At 40.9% G+C, this 14880-nt stretch carries 16 protein-coding genes and 1 pseudogene; all 17 read left to right on the forward strand.

Features of this window, described 5'->3' with window-relative positions:
* Positions 1–229: 229 nt before the first annotated feature.
* The 17 genes and pseudogenes from HGO97_RS16000 (at position 230) to HGO97_RS16075 (ending at position 14872) form a co-directional block, all read left to right on the forward strand.
* Positions 230–607 (forward strand): hypothetical protein, encoded by a 378-nt coding sequence (locus HGO97_RS16000; RefSeq protein ID WP_005340540.1) that lies wholly within the window; start codon positions 230–232, stop codon positions 605–607.
* Between the two features lie 53 nt (positions 608–660).
* Positions 661–1503 (forward strand): hypothetical protein, encoded by an 843-nt coding sequence (locus tag HGO97_RS16005; RefSeq protein ID WP_004611540.1) that lies wholly within the window; start codon positions 661–663, stop codon positions 1501–1503.
* A gap of 12 nt (positions 1504–1515) precedes the next feature.
* Positions 1516–1926, forward strand: coding sequence for a DUF4313 domain-containing protein (locus tag HGO97_RS16010; protein ID WP_117690979.1), 411 nt, complete (start codon positions 1516–1518; stop codon positions 1924–1926).
* A 12-nt stretch (positions 1927–1938) separates the two neighbouring features.
* The gene (locus tag HGO97_RS16015; protein ID WP_008120650.1) at positions 1939–2451 is read left to right on the forward strand and encodes a PrgI family protein; all 513 of its coding nucleotides are present in this window, start codon (positions 1939–1941) and stop codon (positions 2449–2451) included.
* A gap of 92 nt (positions 2452–2543) precedes the next feature.
* On the forward strand, positions 2544–4919 hold the full coding sequence (locus HGO97_RS16020; protein WP_117813352.1) for a VirB4-like conjugal transfer ATPase, CD1110 family: 2376 nt from the start codon (positions 2544–2546) through the stop codon (positions 4917–4919).
* 353 nt (positions 4920–5272) lie between these two features.
* Positions 5273–5728, forward strand: coding sequence for a thioredoxin-dependent thiol peroxidase (gene bcp / locus HGO97_RS16025; RefSeq protein WP_216243670.1), 456 nt, complete (start codon positions 5273–5275; stop codon positions 5726–5728).
* The gene (yaaA, locus tag HGO97_RS16030) at positions 5728–6474 is read left to right on the forward strand and encodes a peroxide stress protein YaaA (protein ID WP_216243672.1); all 747 of its coding nucleotides are present in this window, start codon (positions 5728–5730) and stop codon (positions 6472–6474) included. Before bcp ends, yaaA begins: the two co-directional genes overlap by 1 nt.
* Before the next feature lie 82 nt (positions 6475–6556).
* Positions 6557–7318: a DUF134 domain-containing protein gene (locus HGO97_RS16035; RefSeq protein ID WP_216243763.1), complete on the forward strand. Its 762-nt coding sequence runs from the start codon at positions 6557–6559 to the stop codon at positions 7316–7318.
* A gap of 27 nt (positions 7319–7345) precedes the next feature.
* Positions 7346–9037 carry a CoA-disulfide reductase gene (locus HGO97_RS16040; RefSeq protein ID WP_216243674.1) on the forward strand — a complete coding sequence of 564 codons (1692 nt, stop codon included), beginning with the start codon at positions 7346–7348 and terminating at the stop codon, positions 9035–9037.
* Positions 9038–9051: 14 nt separating this feature from the next.
* A complete protein-coding gene (locus HGO97_RS16045; RefSeq protein WP_216243676.1) occupies positions 9052–9684 on the forward strand; it encodes a rubredoxin-like domain-containing protein in 633 nt (210 codons plus the stop codon).
* A 2-nt stretch (positions 9685–9686) separates the two neighbouring features.
* Positions 9687–10298 (forward strand): annotated as a pseudogene (locus tag HGO97_RS24545) (rubredoxin-like domain-containing protein); the annotation flags it as partial.
* Positions 10281–10865: a rubrerythrin gene (gene rbr, locus HGO97_RS24425; protein WP_408610864.1), complete on the forward strand. Its 585-nt coding sequence runs from the start codon at positions 10281–10283 to the stop codon at positions 10863–10865. The pseudogene HGO97_RS24545 and the gene rbr, both read left to right, overlap by 18 nt.
* Positions 10866–10881: 16 nt before the next feature.
* A complete protein-coding gene (locus tag HGO97_RS16055; RefSeq protein WP_216243680.1) occupies positions 10882–11250 on the forward strand; it encodes a desulfoferrodoxin family protein in 369 nt (122 codons plus the stop codon).
* A gap of 169 nt (positions 11251–11419) precedes the next feature.
* A complete protein-coding gene (locus HGO97_RS16060; protein ID WP_216243766.1) occupies positions 11420–13315 on the forward strand; it encodes a C40 family peptidase in 1896 nt (631 codons plus the stop codon).
* A 49-nt stretch (positions 13316–13364) separates the two neighbouring features.
* On the forward strand, positions 13365–14261 hold the full coding sequence (locus tag HGO97_RS16065) for a hypothetical protein (RefSeq protein WP_216243682.1): 897 nt from the start codon (positions 13365–13367) through the stop codon (positions 14259–14261).
* Between the two features lie 27 nt (positions 14262–14288).
* Positions 14289–14507: a DpnD/PcfM family protein gene (locus HGO97_RS16070; RefSeq protein ID WP_055062783.1), complete on the forward strand. Its 219-nt coding sequence runs from the start codon at positions 14289–14291 to the stop codon at positions 14505–14507.
* A complete protein-coding gene (locus HGO97_RS16075) occupies positions 14504–14872 on the forward strand; it encodes a hypothetical protein (protein ID WP_216243684.1) in 369 nt (122 codons plus the stop codon). Before HGO97_RS16070 ends, HGO97_RS16075 begins: the two co-directional genes overlap by 4 nt.
* Positions 14873–14880: the final 8 nt, after the last annotated feature.

The raw sequence follows: 14880 nt of genomic DNA on the forward strand, positions 1-14880 counted from the left end.
TGTCTGACTCACAACAATTTAATATCAAACTAATACAAGCACTTTAGCCAATAAAGGTTAAGGTGCTTTTTTTGCGCCTTGAAAGGAGGTGGTTACAGCTAAACACATCGGGAAAAGCCCGATTTAATCATTACAACAGGCATTGCCTGATCATATAGAGTAACTTTTAACAGCCAGTTAGGGATTATCCCTGCTGGCTTATTTTTTTATCAAAAAGGAGACAAACAACATGAGAAAAGAACAGATTATTACGACAAACAACAATCAGATGGAGGAGAAAGGCATGAAGAGCAGATTCATTCACTTTAAAAAGAGATTCGTTCCGGCATTATCCGGAGCACTTATGGGAGTAATGCTTATGAGCACTACTTGTTTTGCAGCAGGTACAGGTACTTCCGCAGTAACACAGCCGCTTGAGAACTTAAAGACACTTATCATTGCAGTCATTGGTGCTGTTGGTGTCATCATTCTTGCAAAGAATGTCATGGAGTTCGCACAAGCCTATCAGCAGCAGGATTCATCTACTATGAACTCTGCACTGAAAGGAATTGTAGCAGGTGTCATGATGGCTGGTATTTCAACAGTTCTGACATTCTTAGGCTTCTAAGATGGGGAAAAAGAGTTCCCCTTTTAGTAAAAGGAAAGAGGTGAATAACAAGTATGGATATTTTTAAGCTTGGTGATAAGATCCTTGCACTTCTTGAGGCAGTGTTTGGGTTTTGGAACAATCAGATATCCCTGGTCTTTGCAATGCTTGGACAGTCACCGGTCAGTTTCAAGGGCGGAGGTCCCTGGGCAGTCATTGAGGGGATAGAGCCGGTTTTTGTAGCGGTCGGCTCTTCCCTCGTTGTGCTGTTCTTTGTTATCGGTTTCTGCTCGGAAAGCATAGATGTAAAAGATGAGATGAGGTTTGAGTCTATATTTCGTATGCTTATCCGACTGGGACTTGCAGAATGGTTTGTTGCAAATAATGTCACGATTATGAAAGCGTTTTTTACTTCCATAGGAAATCTGGTGGGACTTATATCTGCCGGGACAACGACGCAGCTTGCCATTGACAGTACACAGGCAGACATCATTAAGGGACTCGGATTTGGTGAGAGTCTGGTAATGCTGATACTTACAGCTTTGCTTGCAATCATCATTATTATCTGTGGATTCTTTATCATTTACACAGTGTATTTCAGGTTCTTAAAGATACTGATTATTGTGCCGCTTGGTGCGATTGCATGCTCCACAATGGCAGGAAACAGAATGGTCAGTCATACAATGGCTACCTACTGCAAATATTTTCTTTCGTGTGTATTCGAGGCAGTAACAATGGCACTTGCAATTGTGGTATGTAATGCATTTATCAATGCAGGACTTCCGGCATTTACAGGAAGTTACGCTGACTGGGCACAGACGCTTATTTATTTGTGTGAAATGACATTTACGATAGCAATGACTGTTGGAAGTGTGAAGGGTGCACAGACACTTACAAGCAAGGCATTTGGATTATAGAAGGAGGCAGAAATGGATAATGAAAAGAAACAGGTTACTTATAATTCAAGCATAACCGGAGAAACGCAGGTGACATTTGATATCCAGCAGTATATGAATAACAGGGCAATGTTTATCGGTCTTATGTGTAATGAAGATGGATATGAGGAGCCTTTTGGGGATGTGACTGTGAATTTGTCGGTTGCAGCACCAAATTACTGCGGATATCTGAATGTGAATGACATGCCGGATATTGAAAAGTTTATTACAGACAATGACATTGGAGAGTTTACAGGATTCACGCAAAGGAGCGGTTTCTGTGAATATCCGCTTTATCTGTTCAATGTAGATAAGCTTAGAGAACTGTGTCCGGATGGAATGGATAAGTATGAGGCAAATATCGGAATGACAAGAAAGCCAGAGATAAAGGATTTATCAAGATAGGAGGCAGGGACAATGGTAATCGAAGTAAACAAGGATATTGACCGCTATCAGGAATCGGTTGCAATGGGACTTACTGCAAGGCAGCTTATATTTTCCATTGCAAGCGTAGTGGTTGGTGGCGGTATCGTCCTTCTTCTTTACAAGTATATCGGTCTTACGGGTTCTGCTTATGTGGCAATTCCCTGTGTGGCACCGATTGCACTTGGTGGTTTCTATTCCTTTAATGGGATGAATTTCTACGAGTATATGGGAAAGAAACTGCATTTTATGTTTGGCAACAGGGCGCTTACCTATGTATCAACAGAAGGAGAGCCTGCAATAAAGCAGTTAGAAGCAGAACAGAATGAACAGGTAAAGAAGAAAGGCAGAAAGGCTGAACCGGAGACTGTAACAGCTGATTCGGCTGTAAAGAAGCAGGAGGAGTTTGAAGCGATGAAGAAAAAGACGAGAAATATGCTGCTTGGACTTGTCGCAGTCATTGTGGCGGCAGTAGCAGGCATTGCAGCATATAAGGCAATGCATTAGAAACGAATAGTATCTGACCGCAAGGTCGGGAACACAGCCCGCAGGGTGAAGTTCCCGGCGGGCTTTCATTATAAGAAAGCGAGGTTAGAGACATGGGTTTATTTACAGACGGATTTAAGTTATTAAAGAAGGCGAGTGAGCCTTTGTATAAGACACCTAAATCCATTCAGGAAACCATAGAGATTATGGCGGTGGCTGAAAACGGCATTTTTGAAGTAAGCAAAAATAAGTATTCCAAATGCTACCGCTTTCAGGACATCAATTACACAACAGCAACGGAGGATGAGCAGATCGGCATATTTGAGAGATACTGCAAGTTCTTAAATTCGCTGGACTGTAATTATAAGATTACGATCAACAATAAGAACAAAAACATGGATGAACTCCGTGACAAGGTTCTGATTGCTGAGAAAAACGATGGCTTCAACAATTATAGAAGAATCTACAATGACATCATTGAGGAGAAGATTATTGAGGGCAGACAGGGGATTGAGCAGGAGAGATACCTGACAATCACGATTGAGAGAAAGAACTTCGAGGAGGCAAAGGCACAGTTTGCAACCCTTGAGGCAACGATACACAAGGCTTTCATTGAGCTTGGTGCGGAGATTGTACCACTTAATGGCAATGAGAGACTGAAAGTGCTCTATGACTATTATCATCTTGGAGATGAGGGCAGCTTTGATTTTGATATCAAAAAGGCAAAGAAGGTCGGGGCAGATTTTAGAAATGATCTGTGCAATGGGATGGTGAAATATTTCCCAGACCATTTTGAGGATGAGAGTAAATTCTGCAAGGCACTTTTTATCAAAAAGTATCCGAGCAGTTTGTCAGACAGATTCATCAATGAGATTACTTCCCTTCCGGTTCATTCCATCACGAGCATTGATGTGGTGCCTGTTCCCAAGGATCTGACAACAAAGGTGCTTCAGAAGAAATACCTTGGTATTGAGTCGGATATCATTAAGCAGCAGAGAGTCCGTAATAAGAATAACGATTTTTCTACGGAAATCTCATATGCCAAAAGGACGGAGAAAAAGGAGATTGAGGAAATCATGGATGATGTCCGTGAGAATGACCAGTGCCTTTTCTTTGTGGGAGTAACCATTATTCTTATGGCAGAAAGCAAGAAGGAGCTTGAGAGTGTATGTGAGACAGTAGAGACTATCGGAAAGCGTAACAGCTGCACGATTGACACACACTACTTAAAGCAGAGGGAGGCACTCAACACAGCACTTCCGATTGGTGTAAGACAGGTGGAGACAATGCGTACACTTCTTACCCAGTCACTTGCGGTGCTTATGCCATTTAATGTGCAGGAATTAAATGACAGCACAGGAAACTATTATGGCATCAACCAGATCAGCAAGAATGTGAATATCGGTAACAGAAAGAAGCTCATCAATGGAAATGGCTTTGTATTTGGTGTGCCGGGTTCCGGTAAATCCTTCTTCTGCAAGATGGAAATGGGCAGCGTATTCTTGTCGGGAGATGATGAAATAATCGTTATAGATCCAATGAACGAATACTTTGATATTGCTGAGACTTATGGTGGAACAGTGGTAAATATGTCCACCTACACGGATAACTATGTGAATCCGCTGGAGATGGATGTATGGAGCCTTGATCCGAATGATTCCAAGGGAATGGTAAGAGAAAAGGGCGAGTTCATGCTTGGTCTTTGTGAGCAGTGCATCGGTGACAGCTTAAATTCAAGACAGAAGTCAATCATCGACCGCTGTGTGAGAAAACTGTATATCGACATTGCAAGGAGCAAAGAGAAGTATATCCCGGTAATGAGTGATTTTTACGATATTCTCATGGCACAGCCGGAGGACGAGGCAAAAGACATTGCATTGTCTTTGGAACTTTTTGTAAATGGTTCGCTTAACATCTTCAACCACCAGACAAATGTGGATGTGGATAACAGATTTACAGTCTATGGCATCAGGGACTTAGGTACAGAGCTTAGTCCTATCACAATGCTTGTTATGATGGAGTCCATTCAGAACAGGATTGTTGAGAATGGTAAGCGAGGCAAGGCAACATGGCTCTATATTGATGAGTTCCATGTCCTGCTTAATTCGGAGTATTCTGCAAAATATCTGCAGCAGCTCTGGAAGAAGGTAAGAAAGCAGGGAGGTCTTTGTACCGGTATCACGCAGAATGTTGTCGATCTGTTGCAGAATTACACAGCAACCACAATGCTTGCAAACTCTGAGTTTGTGGCACTCTTGAAGCAGGCAAATACAGACAGTTCAAAGATGGCGGAGGTTATCGGGGTATCAGAGGCACAGCTTCGGTTCGTAACTAATACCGCCTCTGGAATGGGACTTATTAAGTGTGGTTCGGTAGTAATTCCCTTTGATAATCAGATCAGCAAGGATACGGATTTGTACAGGCTGTATAATACCAACATTCATGAGAAGATTGCGGAACAGAAGAAAAAAGAAGCAATGCTGCAGTGATAACAGATGAATTTTTATAGAATCTATAGTATAATCAAGAGGTCGGATGAATGTCCGACCTTGATGATAATAAATTAGATATTCCCTATTTTTAAGAAGAAAGCATATAAGATTCGATATGAAAAATAAATAAGGAAGCAGTTCTAAAATGTATCATTTGTACCGGAGAACATGTGGCTGGATTTTAAGATATGCTTATCGTACACTTTGACGAGAATATGTTGATTGGGGATGCAGCGGACCTGGATGCATTTATGGAAATGTATGGTGTGGAAGCAATTTCCAAGGAATATTTGTAATTATTAGGGAAAAGAAAATTTGAATTTTACGCATCGTTAAGAAAGGAGTAAAGTATGTTAGAAGTAGGAACCAAGGCACCAGATTTTGAGCTGTTTGACCAAGATGGAAAATTGCATAAATTAAATGATTATATTGGAAAAAAGGTTATTTTATATTTTTATCCAAAGGATAATACACCGGGATGTACAAAGCAAGCATGTGGATTTTCTGAAAGATATCCTCAGTTTACAGAGAAAGGAGCAGTTGTCCTTGGGGTCAGTAAGGATTCAGTGGCTTCTCATAAAAAATTTGTAGAAAAATACGGATTGGTATTTACGCTTCTTGCAGACCCGGAGTGCACCGTAATTGAAACATACGATGTATGGCAGGAAAAGAAAAATTACGGTAAGGTTTCTATGGGGGTTGTAAGAACAACATATCTAATAGATGAGCAAGGAATTATTATTAAAGCAAATGATAGGGTGAAAGCAGCAGAGGACCCGGAAAAAATGCTGCAGGAATTAGAATAATGAAAATAATATTATCTCCAGCAAAAAAGATGAATATAAACCTTGATACTTTAGAACCTATGGGATTGCCCATGTTTATTGATAGGTCTACGGAAATATTAGCATGGTTAAAAGGCAAGTCTAAAGATGAGTTAAAGGAATTGTGGAAATGCAATGATAAAATCGTGGAGCAAAATGTGAGACGTTTAGAGAATATGGACTTGTACCATAGGCTTACACCGGCGATATTATCATATGAAGGAATTGCGTACCAGTACATGGCTCCTACAGTATTTGAGGATGGGCATTTTGAATATATACAGGAACATCTAAGGATATTATCAGCGTTCTATGGTGTTTTGAAGCCAATGGATGGAGTAACACCTTACCGCTTAGAGATGAAGGCAAAAGCTACAATCGGAAATGAAAAAAACTTATATGAATATTGGGGAGATATGCTTTACAAAGGTGTTAGAGATGAGAAGGGCATTATAATTAATCTGGCATCAAAAGAATATTCTAAATGTATCGAGAGATATCTATCCGAAGAAGATACCTATATATCTATAACATTTTGCGAATTATCTGCCGGGAAACTGGTAACAAAAGGTACTTATGCAAAAATGGCACGAGGTGAAATGGTTAGATTCATGGCAGAAAACTGCATTGAAAATCCCGAAGAAATAAAGAAATTCAATAGACTTGGATACGTTTTTAGAGAAGACTTATCTTCTAAAATAGAATATGTTTTTGAAAGAAGACTGTGAGTTTGCTATCATAGTTTTTCTTTACTTTAATAAAGATATATGGTACAATATTTTATGGCATATGCTAAAAAGAGGTGTTAAGATGCCAAGATGCAGAAAGAGAATAGTATGTAAAGAGCCTGATGTTAAAGTGTTTATACCTCAGCAAAATGATAACAGCGAAATGTTGATTATGACTGTTGATGAATACGAAAGCATAAGACTGATTGACTTGGAAGGATTCAGTCAGGAAGAATGTGCTAATAAGTTAGGTGTTGCACGGACAACTGCTCAATTAATTTATAATAATGCGAGAGAAAAAATTGCAAAGGCGTTAGTGATGGGAAAGGGGCTTCAAATCGAAGGTGGAAATTATGTGCTTTGTGATGGAAGCCCGCATTGTAAAAAATGTCATTTGACGAAATCTTACTTGAATCAAAGACAATTACAAGAAAAGGAGAATGGAATTATGCGAATAGCGGTAACATATGACAACGAAGAGGTATTTCAGCATTTTGGAAGAACCGAGAATTTTAAAGTATATGAAATAGAGAATAATCAAGTCATTTCTTCGGAAGTGATTAGCTCAAATGGACAAGGACATGGTGCTCTGGCAGGAGTGCTTGCAACAAATCAGATAGATGTACTTATTTGTGGCGGTATCGGAGGCGGTGCACAGATGGCGCTTGCAGAAGCCGGAATAGAACTGTGTGCAGGTGCAACGGGAAATGTGGATAAAGCAGTTTCAAGTTATCTTGCCGGTACACTTGTAAATACCGGTTCAAATTGTAATCACCATCACCATGAGGATAGACATACTTGTGGAGACCATGGATGTGGAAACCATGGTTGTGGAAAGCATTAATTTATAAAACGAATTGAGGTGTAAGAAATGAAAGTGGTAATTGTAGGTGGTGTGGCTGGTGGAGCTTCGGCCGCAGCAAGAATTCGCCGTCTGGACGAAAGTGCAGAAATAATTGTTTTTGAAAAGACAGGATATATTTCTTACGCCAATTGTGGTCTGCCATATTATATCGGTGATGTAATCACAGATTCCAGTGACTTGTCACTTCAGACGCCGGAAAGTTTTTGGACAAGATTTCGGATTTTAGTAAAAGTAAATCATGAAGTAACTAACATTGATGTGACCCAAAAGACAGTAACAGTAAAAAATCTGCTTACAGGTACAGAATGTGAGGAACCTTATGATAAGCTCTTATTATCTCCGGGTGCAAAACCTGTAAGACCAAATCTGTCCGGAATTGACAGTGAAAAGATTTTTTCGCTAAGAACGATAGAAGATACGTTTCGGATTCATGATTATTTGGAAAAAACAAAAGCGCAAAGTGCTGTGATTGTGGGCGGAGGCTATATAGGTATTGAGGTTGCGGAAAATCTTAAGGAAAAAGGTCTTAATGTGACGATTGTTCAGAGGCCGAATCAGTTGATGAATACGCTGGATTATGATATGGCTTCGTTTGTTCATAGTAAGCTTCGTGCAAAGGGGATTTCATTAAGACTGAATAGTAATGTTACCTCTTTTCGACAGGATGGGGAATGCATTGTGACCCTGCTGGAAGATAATAGTGAAATAGCAGCGGATATGGTTTTGCTTGCCATAGGGGTGGCACCCGAAAATAGTCTTGCAAAACAAGCAGGACTAAAGCTTGGTGTAAAAGGAAGTATTGTCGTAAATGATCGTATGGAAACCTCTGTACAGGATATTTATGCTGTGGGTGATGCTATTCAGGTGAAACATTTTGTGACAGAAGAAGATACCGTAATTGCACTTGCAGGACCGGCGAATAAGCAGGGACGTATTGCAGCAGATAATATCTGTGGAGGGGATAGCCATTATCAGGGTTCTATGGGTTCCTCCATAATAAAGATATTTGATATGACTGTTGCAGGAACTGGTTTGACTGAGAAAGTAGCTAAATCTATGGGAATTGATTGTGAAAGTGTTGTCCTTTCTCCAGCTTCTCATGCAGGTTATTATCCCGGTGCAAAAGTTATGACCATGAAGGTTGTTTTTGAAAAGGATACATGGAAACTTCTTGGAGCGCAGATTGTGGGAACAGAAGGTGTGGATAAGAGACTGGATGTGCTTGCCACAGCAATGCATGCCGGTATGAAAGCGAATATGCTTAAGGATTTAGATTTGGCATATGCACCACCATTTTCATCGGCGAAGGACCCTGTTAATATGGCAGGATTTATGATTGAAAACATCAGGAATGGCTTTGTGAAACAGTATCACTGGGATGAGATTGCAGGCCTTCCGAGAGACGGAAGCGTTACATTATTGGATACCAGAACGGCATATGAGTATAAAAGTGGACACATTGATGGATACATCAATATTCCGGTGGATGACTTGAGAGAACGAATGAATGAAATTGATGACAGTAAGCCGGTGTATGTAATATGCCAGAGTGGTCTCCGAAGTTATATCGCTTGCCGAATATTAACTCAGAATGGTTTTGATTGTTACAATTTTTCAGGTGGATATCGTTTTTACGCAAGTGTCATCCATGAAAAACAAATGAGTGAATGTACATACCCTTGTGGTATGGAAAAATAAAAAGGAGGTATTTTATGAGGTACATATGTCAAATTTGTGGATATGTCTATGATGATGAAAAAGAAAAAGTCCCATTTGAACAGTTGCCGGCGGACTGGAAGTGTCCGCTTTGTGGTGCGGTTAAATCTGATTTTAAGCCGGAAGTACCCAAAACAGAAGTAAAGCCAGTCAGTGTGAATACAGAGGCTGCAGACCTAAAAAAACTTTCAGCGGGACAATTAGCTGCGGTATGCTCTAATCTTGCAAGAGGTTGTGAAAAGCAGTACAAATCGGAGGAAGCAGGTCTGTTCAATGAACTGGCAGCATATTTTACCAGTATTACACAGGCAGTAAATGATGCAACTGTTGAAAATGTGGCGAAACTGTTACAGGAGGATATAGATAAATATCCTACCGTTAGAGCTGTTGCGGACCAAAATAAAGATAGGGGTGCAGCAAGAATCTGTGTATGGGGTGAAAAGGTTACAAGAATGCTTTCATCACTGGTAAACAGATATCTGAATGAAGGAGAGGCAATGCTTGCTGATACAGACATTTGGGTTTGTACAGTGTGTGGGTTTGTATATATTGGAGAGACACCACCTGAGCTTTGCCCGGTATGTAAAGTTCCTCCTTATAAATTTGAAAAGATAGAAGGGAGGGCATAAACATGGAATTAAAGGCAGTTAGAAACCTTAGACTTTGTACAAAGGATTGCCTGTGTCTGTATGTATGTCCTTATGGAGCGACAGATACGGAAGATAGTATTATTGATATCAATAAATGTGTGGGATGCGGAATGTGTGCACAGGCTTGTCCTAGTGGAGCTATCAGCATGGTACCCGTTGAGTTTCCGCCACAACAATCTAAAACGGATGAAGTAAAGGTTACATTAAACGAACTGGCACAGAATAAGTCTGATGGTGAGACTATGGCCAGACAAATAGCAGATACAACGGATGGGGAAGGACTTAGCCGTTTAATGAATGCGGTAGCCAAATCAGAAAGACTGATTGCGGAAGATATTGTTAGAGAAGCAGGTTTTATGCTTCCACAGAGCAATAATGTACATGAGTTATTAGAGGAGTTGATTGCAAATCCTCCTACGTCAGACTTTCCAATGGATACAGCAAAGAAGTTATTAGAAATTGTTCCAAATAATGAAAAAAAAGAAAAATCGAAGGGAGAAACAATTATGACAACATGGAAATGTACAGTATGCGGATACGTTCACGAAGGAGAACAGCCACCGGAGCAGTGCCCAATATGTAAGCAGCCTGCTGAGAAATTTGAGAAAGTAGCAGAGGTTAAGAAGAACCCATACGCAGGAACCAAAACAGAAAAGAACTTATGGGAAGCATTTGCCGGTGAGTCACAGGCAAGAAATAAGTACACTTACTTTGCATCTGTAGCAAAGAAAGCCGGATATGAACAGATTGCGGCTTTGTTCTTACAGACAGCAGAGAATGAGAAAGAACACGCAAAGCTTTGGTTTAAAGCCTTGGGCGAACTTGGTGATACAGCAGAAAACCTTCTTCATGCAGCAGAAGGCGAAAATGCAGAATGGACCGATATGTATGAGAGAATGGCAAAGGATGCAGAGGAAGAAGGCTTTACAGAACTTGCAGCACAGTTTAGAGGTGTAGCTGCCATCGAGAAGTTGCATGAGGAAAGATATCGTGCATTGCTTAAAAATGTTGAAACTATGGAAGTATTTAAAAAGAGTGGCGTAACTATGTGGGAATGTCGTAACTGCGGTCATGTAGTAGTCGGTCTTGAAGCACCGGAAGTTTGTCCTGTATGTAATCATCCACAGGCATATTTTGAAGTACATAAAGAGAATTATTAATAGGGAGTTTTTTTATATGAAATATTATATTTGTGAGCATTGTGGAAATATCATTGAATATGTGAAGGAGTCAGGTGTTCCAGTTATGTGCTGTGGTCAGAAGATGACAGAGATTGTACCGGGAACCAGTGAGGGAGCACATGAGAAGCATGTACCTGTTGTAATAGTGGATGGAGACAAGGTGACTGTTGAAGTTGGTGAAGTAGAGCATCCAATGGTAGAAGCACATTATATTCAGTGGATTGCTATTGAAACAACAAGAGGTGGTCAGAAAGTTAAATTAGAATATACAGATAAACCAAGAGCAGAGTTTAAACTTGCGGATGGAGAAGAATTTGTGGCAGCCTATGAGTACTGCAATTTACATGGGTTATGGAAGAAATAAGATATAGCAAATAGAGGTACAAATTTCAGTTTCATGTTGCTTTTAATAATTGAATATTGAATGATTTTACATAGCCGTTAAGGAGTAATTTTTGCTCCCTAGCGGCTTATTTTATTTTTCAAAGTAGGAGGTGAGAAAATTGAAAATTAGAAAGGTTGATGACAAACCGATGGTCATTCACACCAAGGAGAAAGCCAAGATTCATGCCCACGAACCAAAGGGAGCCAAGATTAAGGGGAGTAACATCTATACAGTAGAGAGAGGTCCTAAGACAGCTGGTGCAAAGGTAACTGATACGGATAGAAAGAAGTCCTATCGCAAGAGTACCATTCATCAGTCGGAGCCGAAGAATAAGGGATTATCAAGATTCAAGCAAAACCTTAAGGAATCAAACACTTCCATCAAGACCAAGAACACGAATCTTCACATTGCAGGAAGAACTGGAGCACTTGTAGCCGGGGCAGTAACAGATCAGGTGGAAGGCGGTCAGGAGGTATCGCAGGCAGCATATCTTGCATATGAAGCAAGCCGCCCTGTTACCGGAACTGCTTCTAAGGGGGCTGCACTTTTCAGGAAAAAGGCGGCAGCCGAGGCAAAGAAGCGTATCAAGAAGGTAGAGGCAGGAAAGAAGCTGGCAAAAAAGACAGCAAAGAAAGCTGCCAAAGATACAGCCAAGACTGTAGCTAAAGAGACGGCAAAAGAAACAGCAAAGACTACTGCCAAGGTTGCAACGAAAACTGCTACAAAGGCAGCTGCTACGGCGGCAGGAACAGCGGTTGCACCGGGAGTAGGCACGGCAATCGGCATGGCAGCCGGATATGCGGCAGGTGTGTCCATAGAGGTCAAGGATGAAAAGATGACAAACCGGAGCAGGAAGATAAAGTTCTTTCTGGATAAGATGAAAGCACAGGAGAATCAGACGGATAGTGTGGCAAAGCTGGTAAAGGATCTGATTGTGCGAAAAGCGATTACCTGGGTAAAGGCAGCTGCACCGATTATCGGATTGGTGCTTTTATTACTTGTTCTTGTAGTTGCCATGATTGCGGTTCCGGTTATAGCGGTGATAGCAATCCTTTACAATTCTCCATTTGCTTTATTCCTGCCACCACTTGAATCAGGAGATACCGTGCAGACAGTAACGAGTGCCTATGTGCAGGAGTTTAACCGGGATGTGAACACGAAAGTGAATGAGCATACCGGATATGACCTTGGAGAGCTTGTCTATGTGGATTATGAAGGTATGGAAGAAAATCCAAGCAATTACTATGACATCATGGCAGTCTATATGGTCAAGCATGGTGTCGGAGATACTGCAACAGTCATGAATGATACTTCTAAAGGCTGGCTGCAGGCAGTTGTAAATGATATGTGTTCATACACCACAAGCACCGGAACAAAGGATGTGGAAGAAACAGATGCAGACGGTAATGTAACTACTGTCACGAAGTCGGTTCTGTATGTGAATGTCACACTCAAATCTTATCGGGATATGATTTCGGTGTATGGATTTGACGCTAACCAGGTGGAAATGCTTGAGCAGATTATGAGTCCTGATTTTATGGGGCAGCTTGGATATGCAGGAAGTGGCAGTGGTGGCGGAGGTGGAAGCCCCGGAGTAAGCTCCATGACAGAGGATGAGATAAATGCAATCCTTAGTGGAATTACAGACAGCAGACAGAAAACAGTCTGCTCTTATGCACTTCACAGAGTAGGTTATCCATATAGTCAGGATTTACGAGACAGTGGTAATTATTATGACTGCAGTTCACTAGCATATTACTCATGGAAGGATGCCGGAGTGGATATAAGTCATGGTGGAGCAACCACAGCTGCGGCAGAGGCACAGGGACTAGATGAGGCAGGAAAGACAGTAACTTATGACCAGCTTCAGCCGGGTGACCTGATTTTCTACAGTTTTACAAGCAACGGAAGATATATGAATATCAGCCATGTGGCTGTTTATGTCGGTAATGGCAAGGTTGTAGAGGCACTTAATGAGAGTCTTGGTGTTGTATATCGTGATGTTGCAAGTACCGGAAAGATAGTTGTGATAGGACGACCATAGATTAAAAATTCAGAGAGGGCAGATGTCCTCTCTGAGAATGGAGGTAAGAATGGATTTAAGAGATGTTGTTCTGGTAATAGAAAATGATAAGGGAACAGAGATAAATATGCTTATGTCATTGGACGATTATAAGAAATTTGTTTCTATTGATGATATGTCAGAACTGGCAGATCAGATGCTTTGTCTTGGCAGAACTCTTGGAGAAGAGGAAAGCTTTACAGAGTATTACAGGGCGGCAAATGTAACGATATCCGCAAGATTCTGTAAGGATGATGTACAGCTCGGACACTTTCTTCAAGGATTTTATAACGATTCCAAAGAATTTCGGTTTGATAAAGAAGCCAGTTCTTATGAATGTGTTGCAAAGCTTAAGGAGATTGGAATGACTGATAAGGGCTGGGTAGATGATTTTAACCTACATTATGAAAGTGTGGACAGATTATTTGAAAGGGGACAGACATTCCATAACTTCAATGACCATGATTACATGGTGCTTGAAGCATTATCACCAAGAAATCTTGTGGTGATGGATATGAAGTCAGGTTCCCTTACAATCGCCCTTGGTGCGACAGAGTATAAGCGTTATCCGAAGGATGAGAAGCCTACAAAGGACAATACCACAATCGGGGTATCGTGGGAGCATGGCATTTATCTTGGTTCCACACTCTCAACCACGAATTTCAAGGCATACAAAAGAGAGTATGGCACACCGGAAAAGATAGAGGATATCTATGATTACCGGGCAAAGCTCAAGCAGAAGTTCTATTTTTATCAGGATATGTCAAAGGATGATGATGTACCAAAGAAGCTGCAGAATGACTTCCTTCACCAGATGTATGAGGATTTCGGAACGATTGAAGAGGATTGTTTTTACGACAGGCTGGAAGATGGAAAGTACGATGGAGGCTTTAAGGAAAGACAGGTAAAGGAGGAAAAGAGCCGGTGATGAGATTTTTACAGGAGGCGATATCATATGGAGCAGGAATTTGATGTTGAGATAAAAGAAGTGCTTTCACGAGTACAGAAAGTAAAGGCAGAGTCGCTTGACGATGCCATCAATAAGGCAATGGATATGTATTATGCAGAGCAGATAGTCCTTGGAGCAGAGGACATGAAGGGAGTTGATTTTGCGCCTATCAGCGAAGGTCAGCTCCCTTCTTCATTAAAAGAAAACGGAGGAAGAACAAGATGAAAAGTGATTCAACAACAGTAATTAAGAACATGGAGTTTTTAGTAAAGGAACTTCATAAGGAGTGGGACAGATCGGGTGATTCTAAGGCATCCGTTATTATTTCCCTTGAGGAAGTAGATGGTATCAATGATAAGTTAAAAGAGATTATCTATCAGACACAGAAGTCAGTCGATGAGGATGAGCTGACCTTTAAACAGAGCATTGCAAAGTCCAAGGAGTGCTATGTGCTTCTTCGTGTGGTGCGTAAGATTGCAAAGAAAAAGGATAAATGTGAAAAGCAGGCAATCGACAATGAATTTGCAATCGAGCTGGATAAGGATGAGTTAAAGCTATTTAAAGGATTGTTTGCAGAGATGTTTAAGTAGAGGAGGAC

Source organism: Faecalicatena faecalis (assembly GCF_012524165.2).
Lineage (GTDB): Bacteria > Bacillota > Clostridia > Lachnospirales > Lachnospiraceae > Faecalicatena_A > Faecalicatena_A faecalis.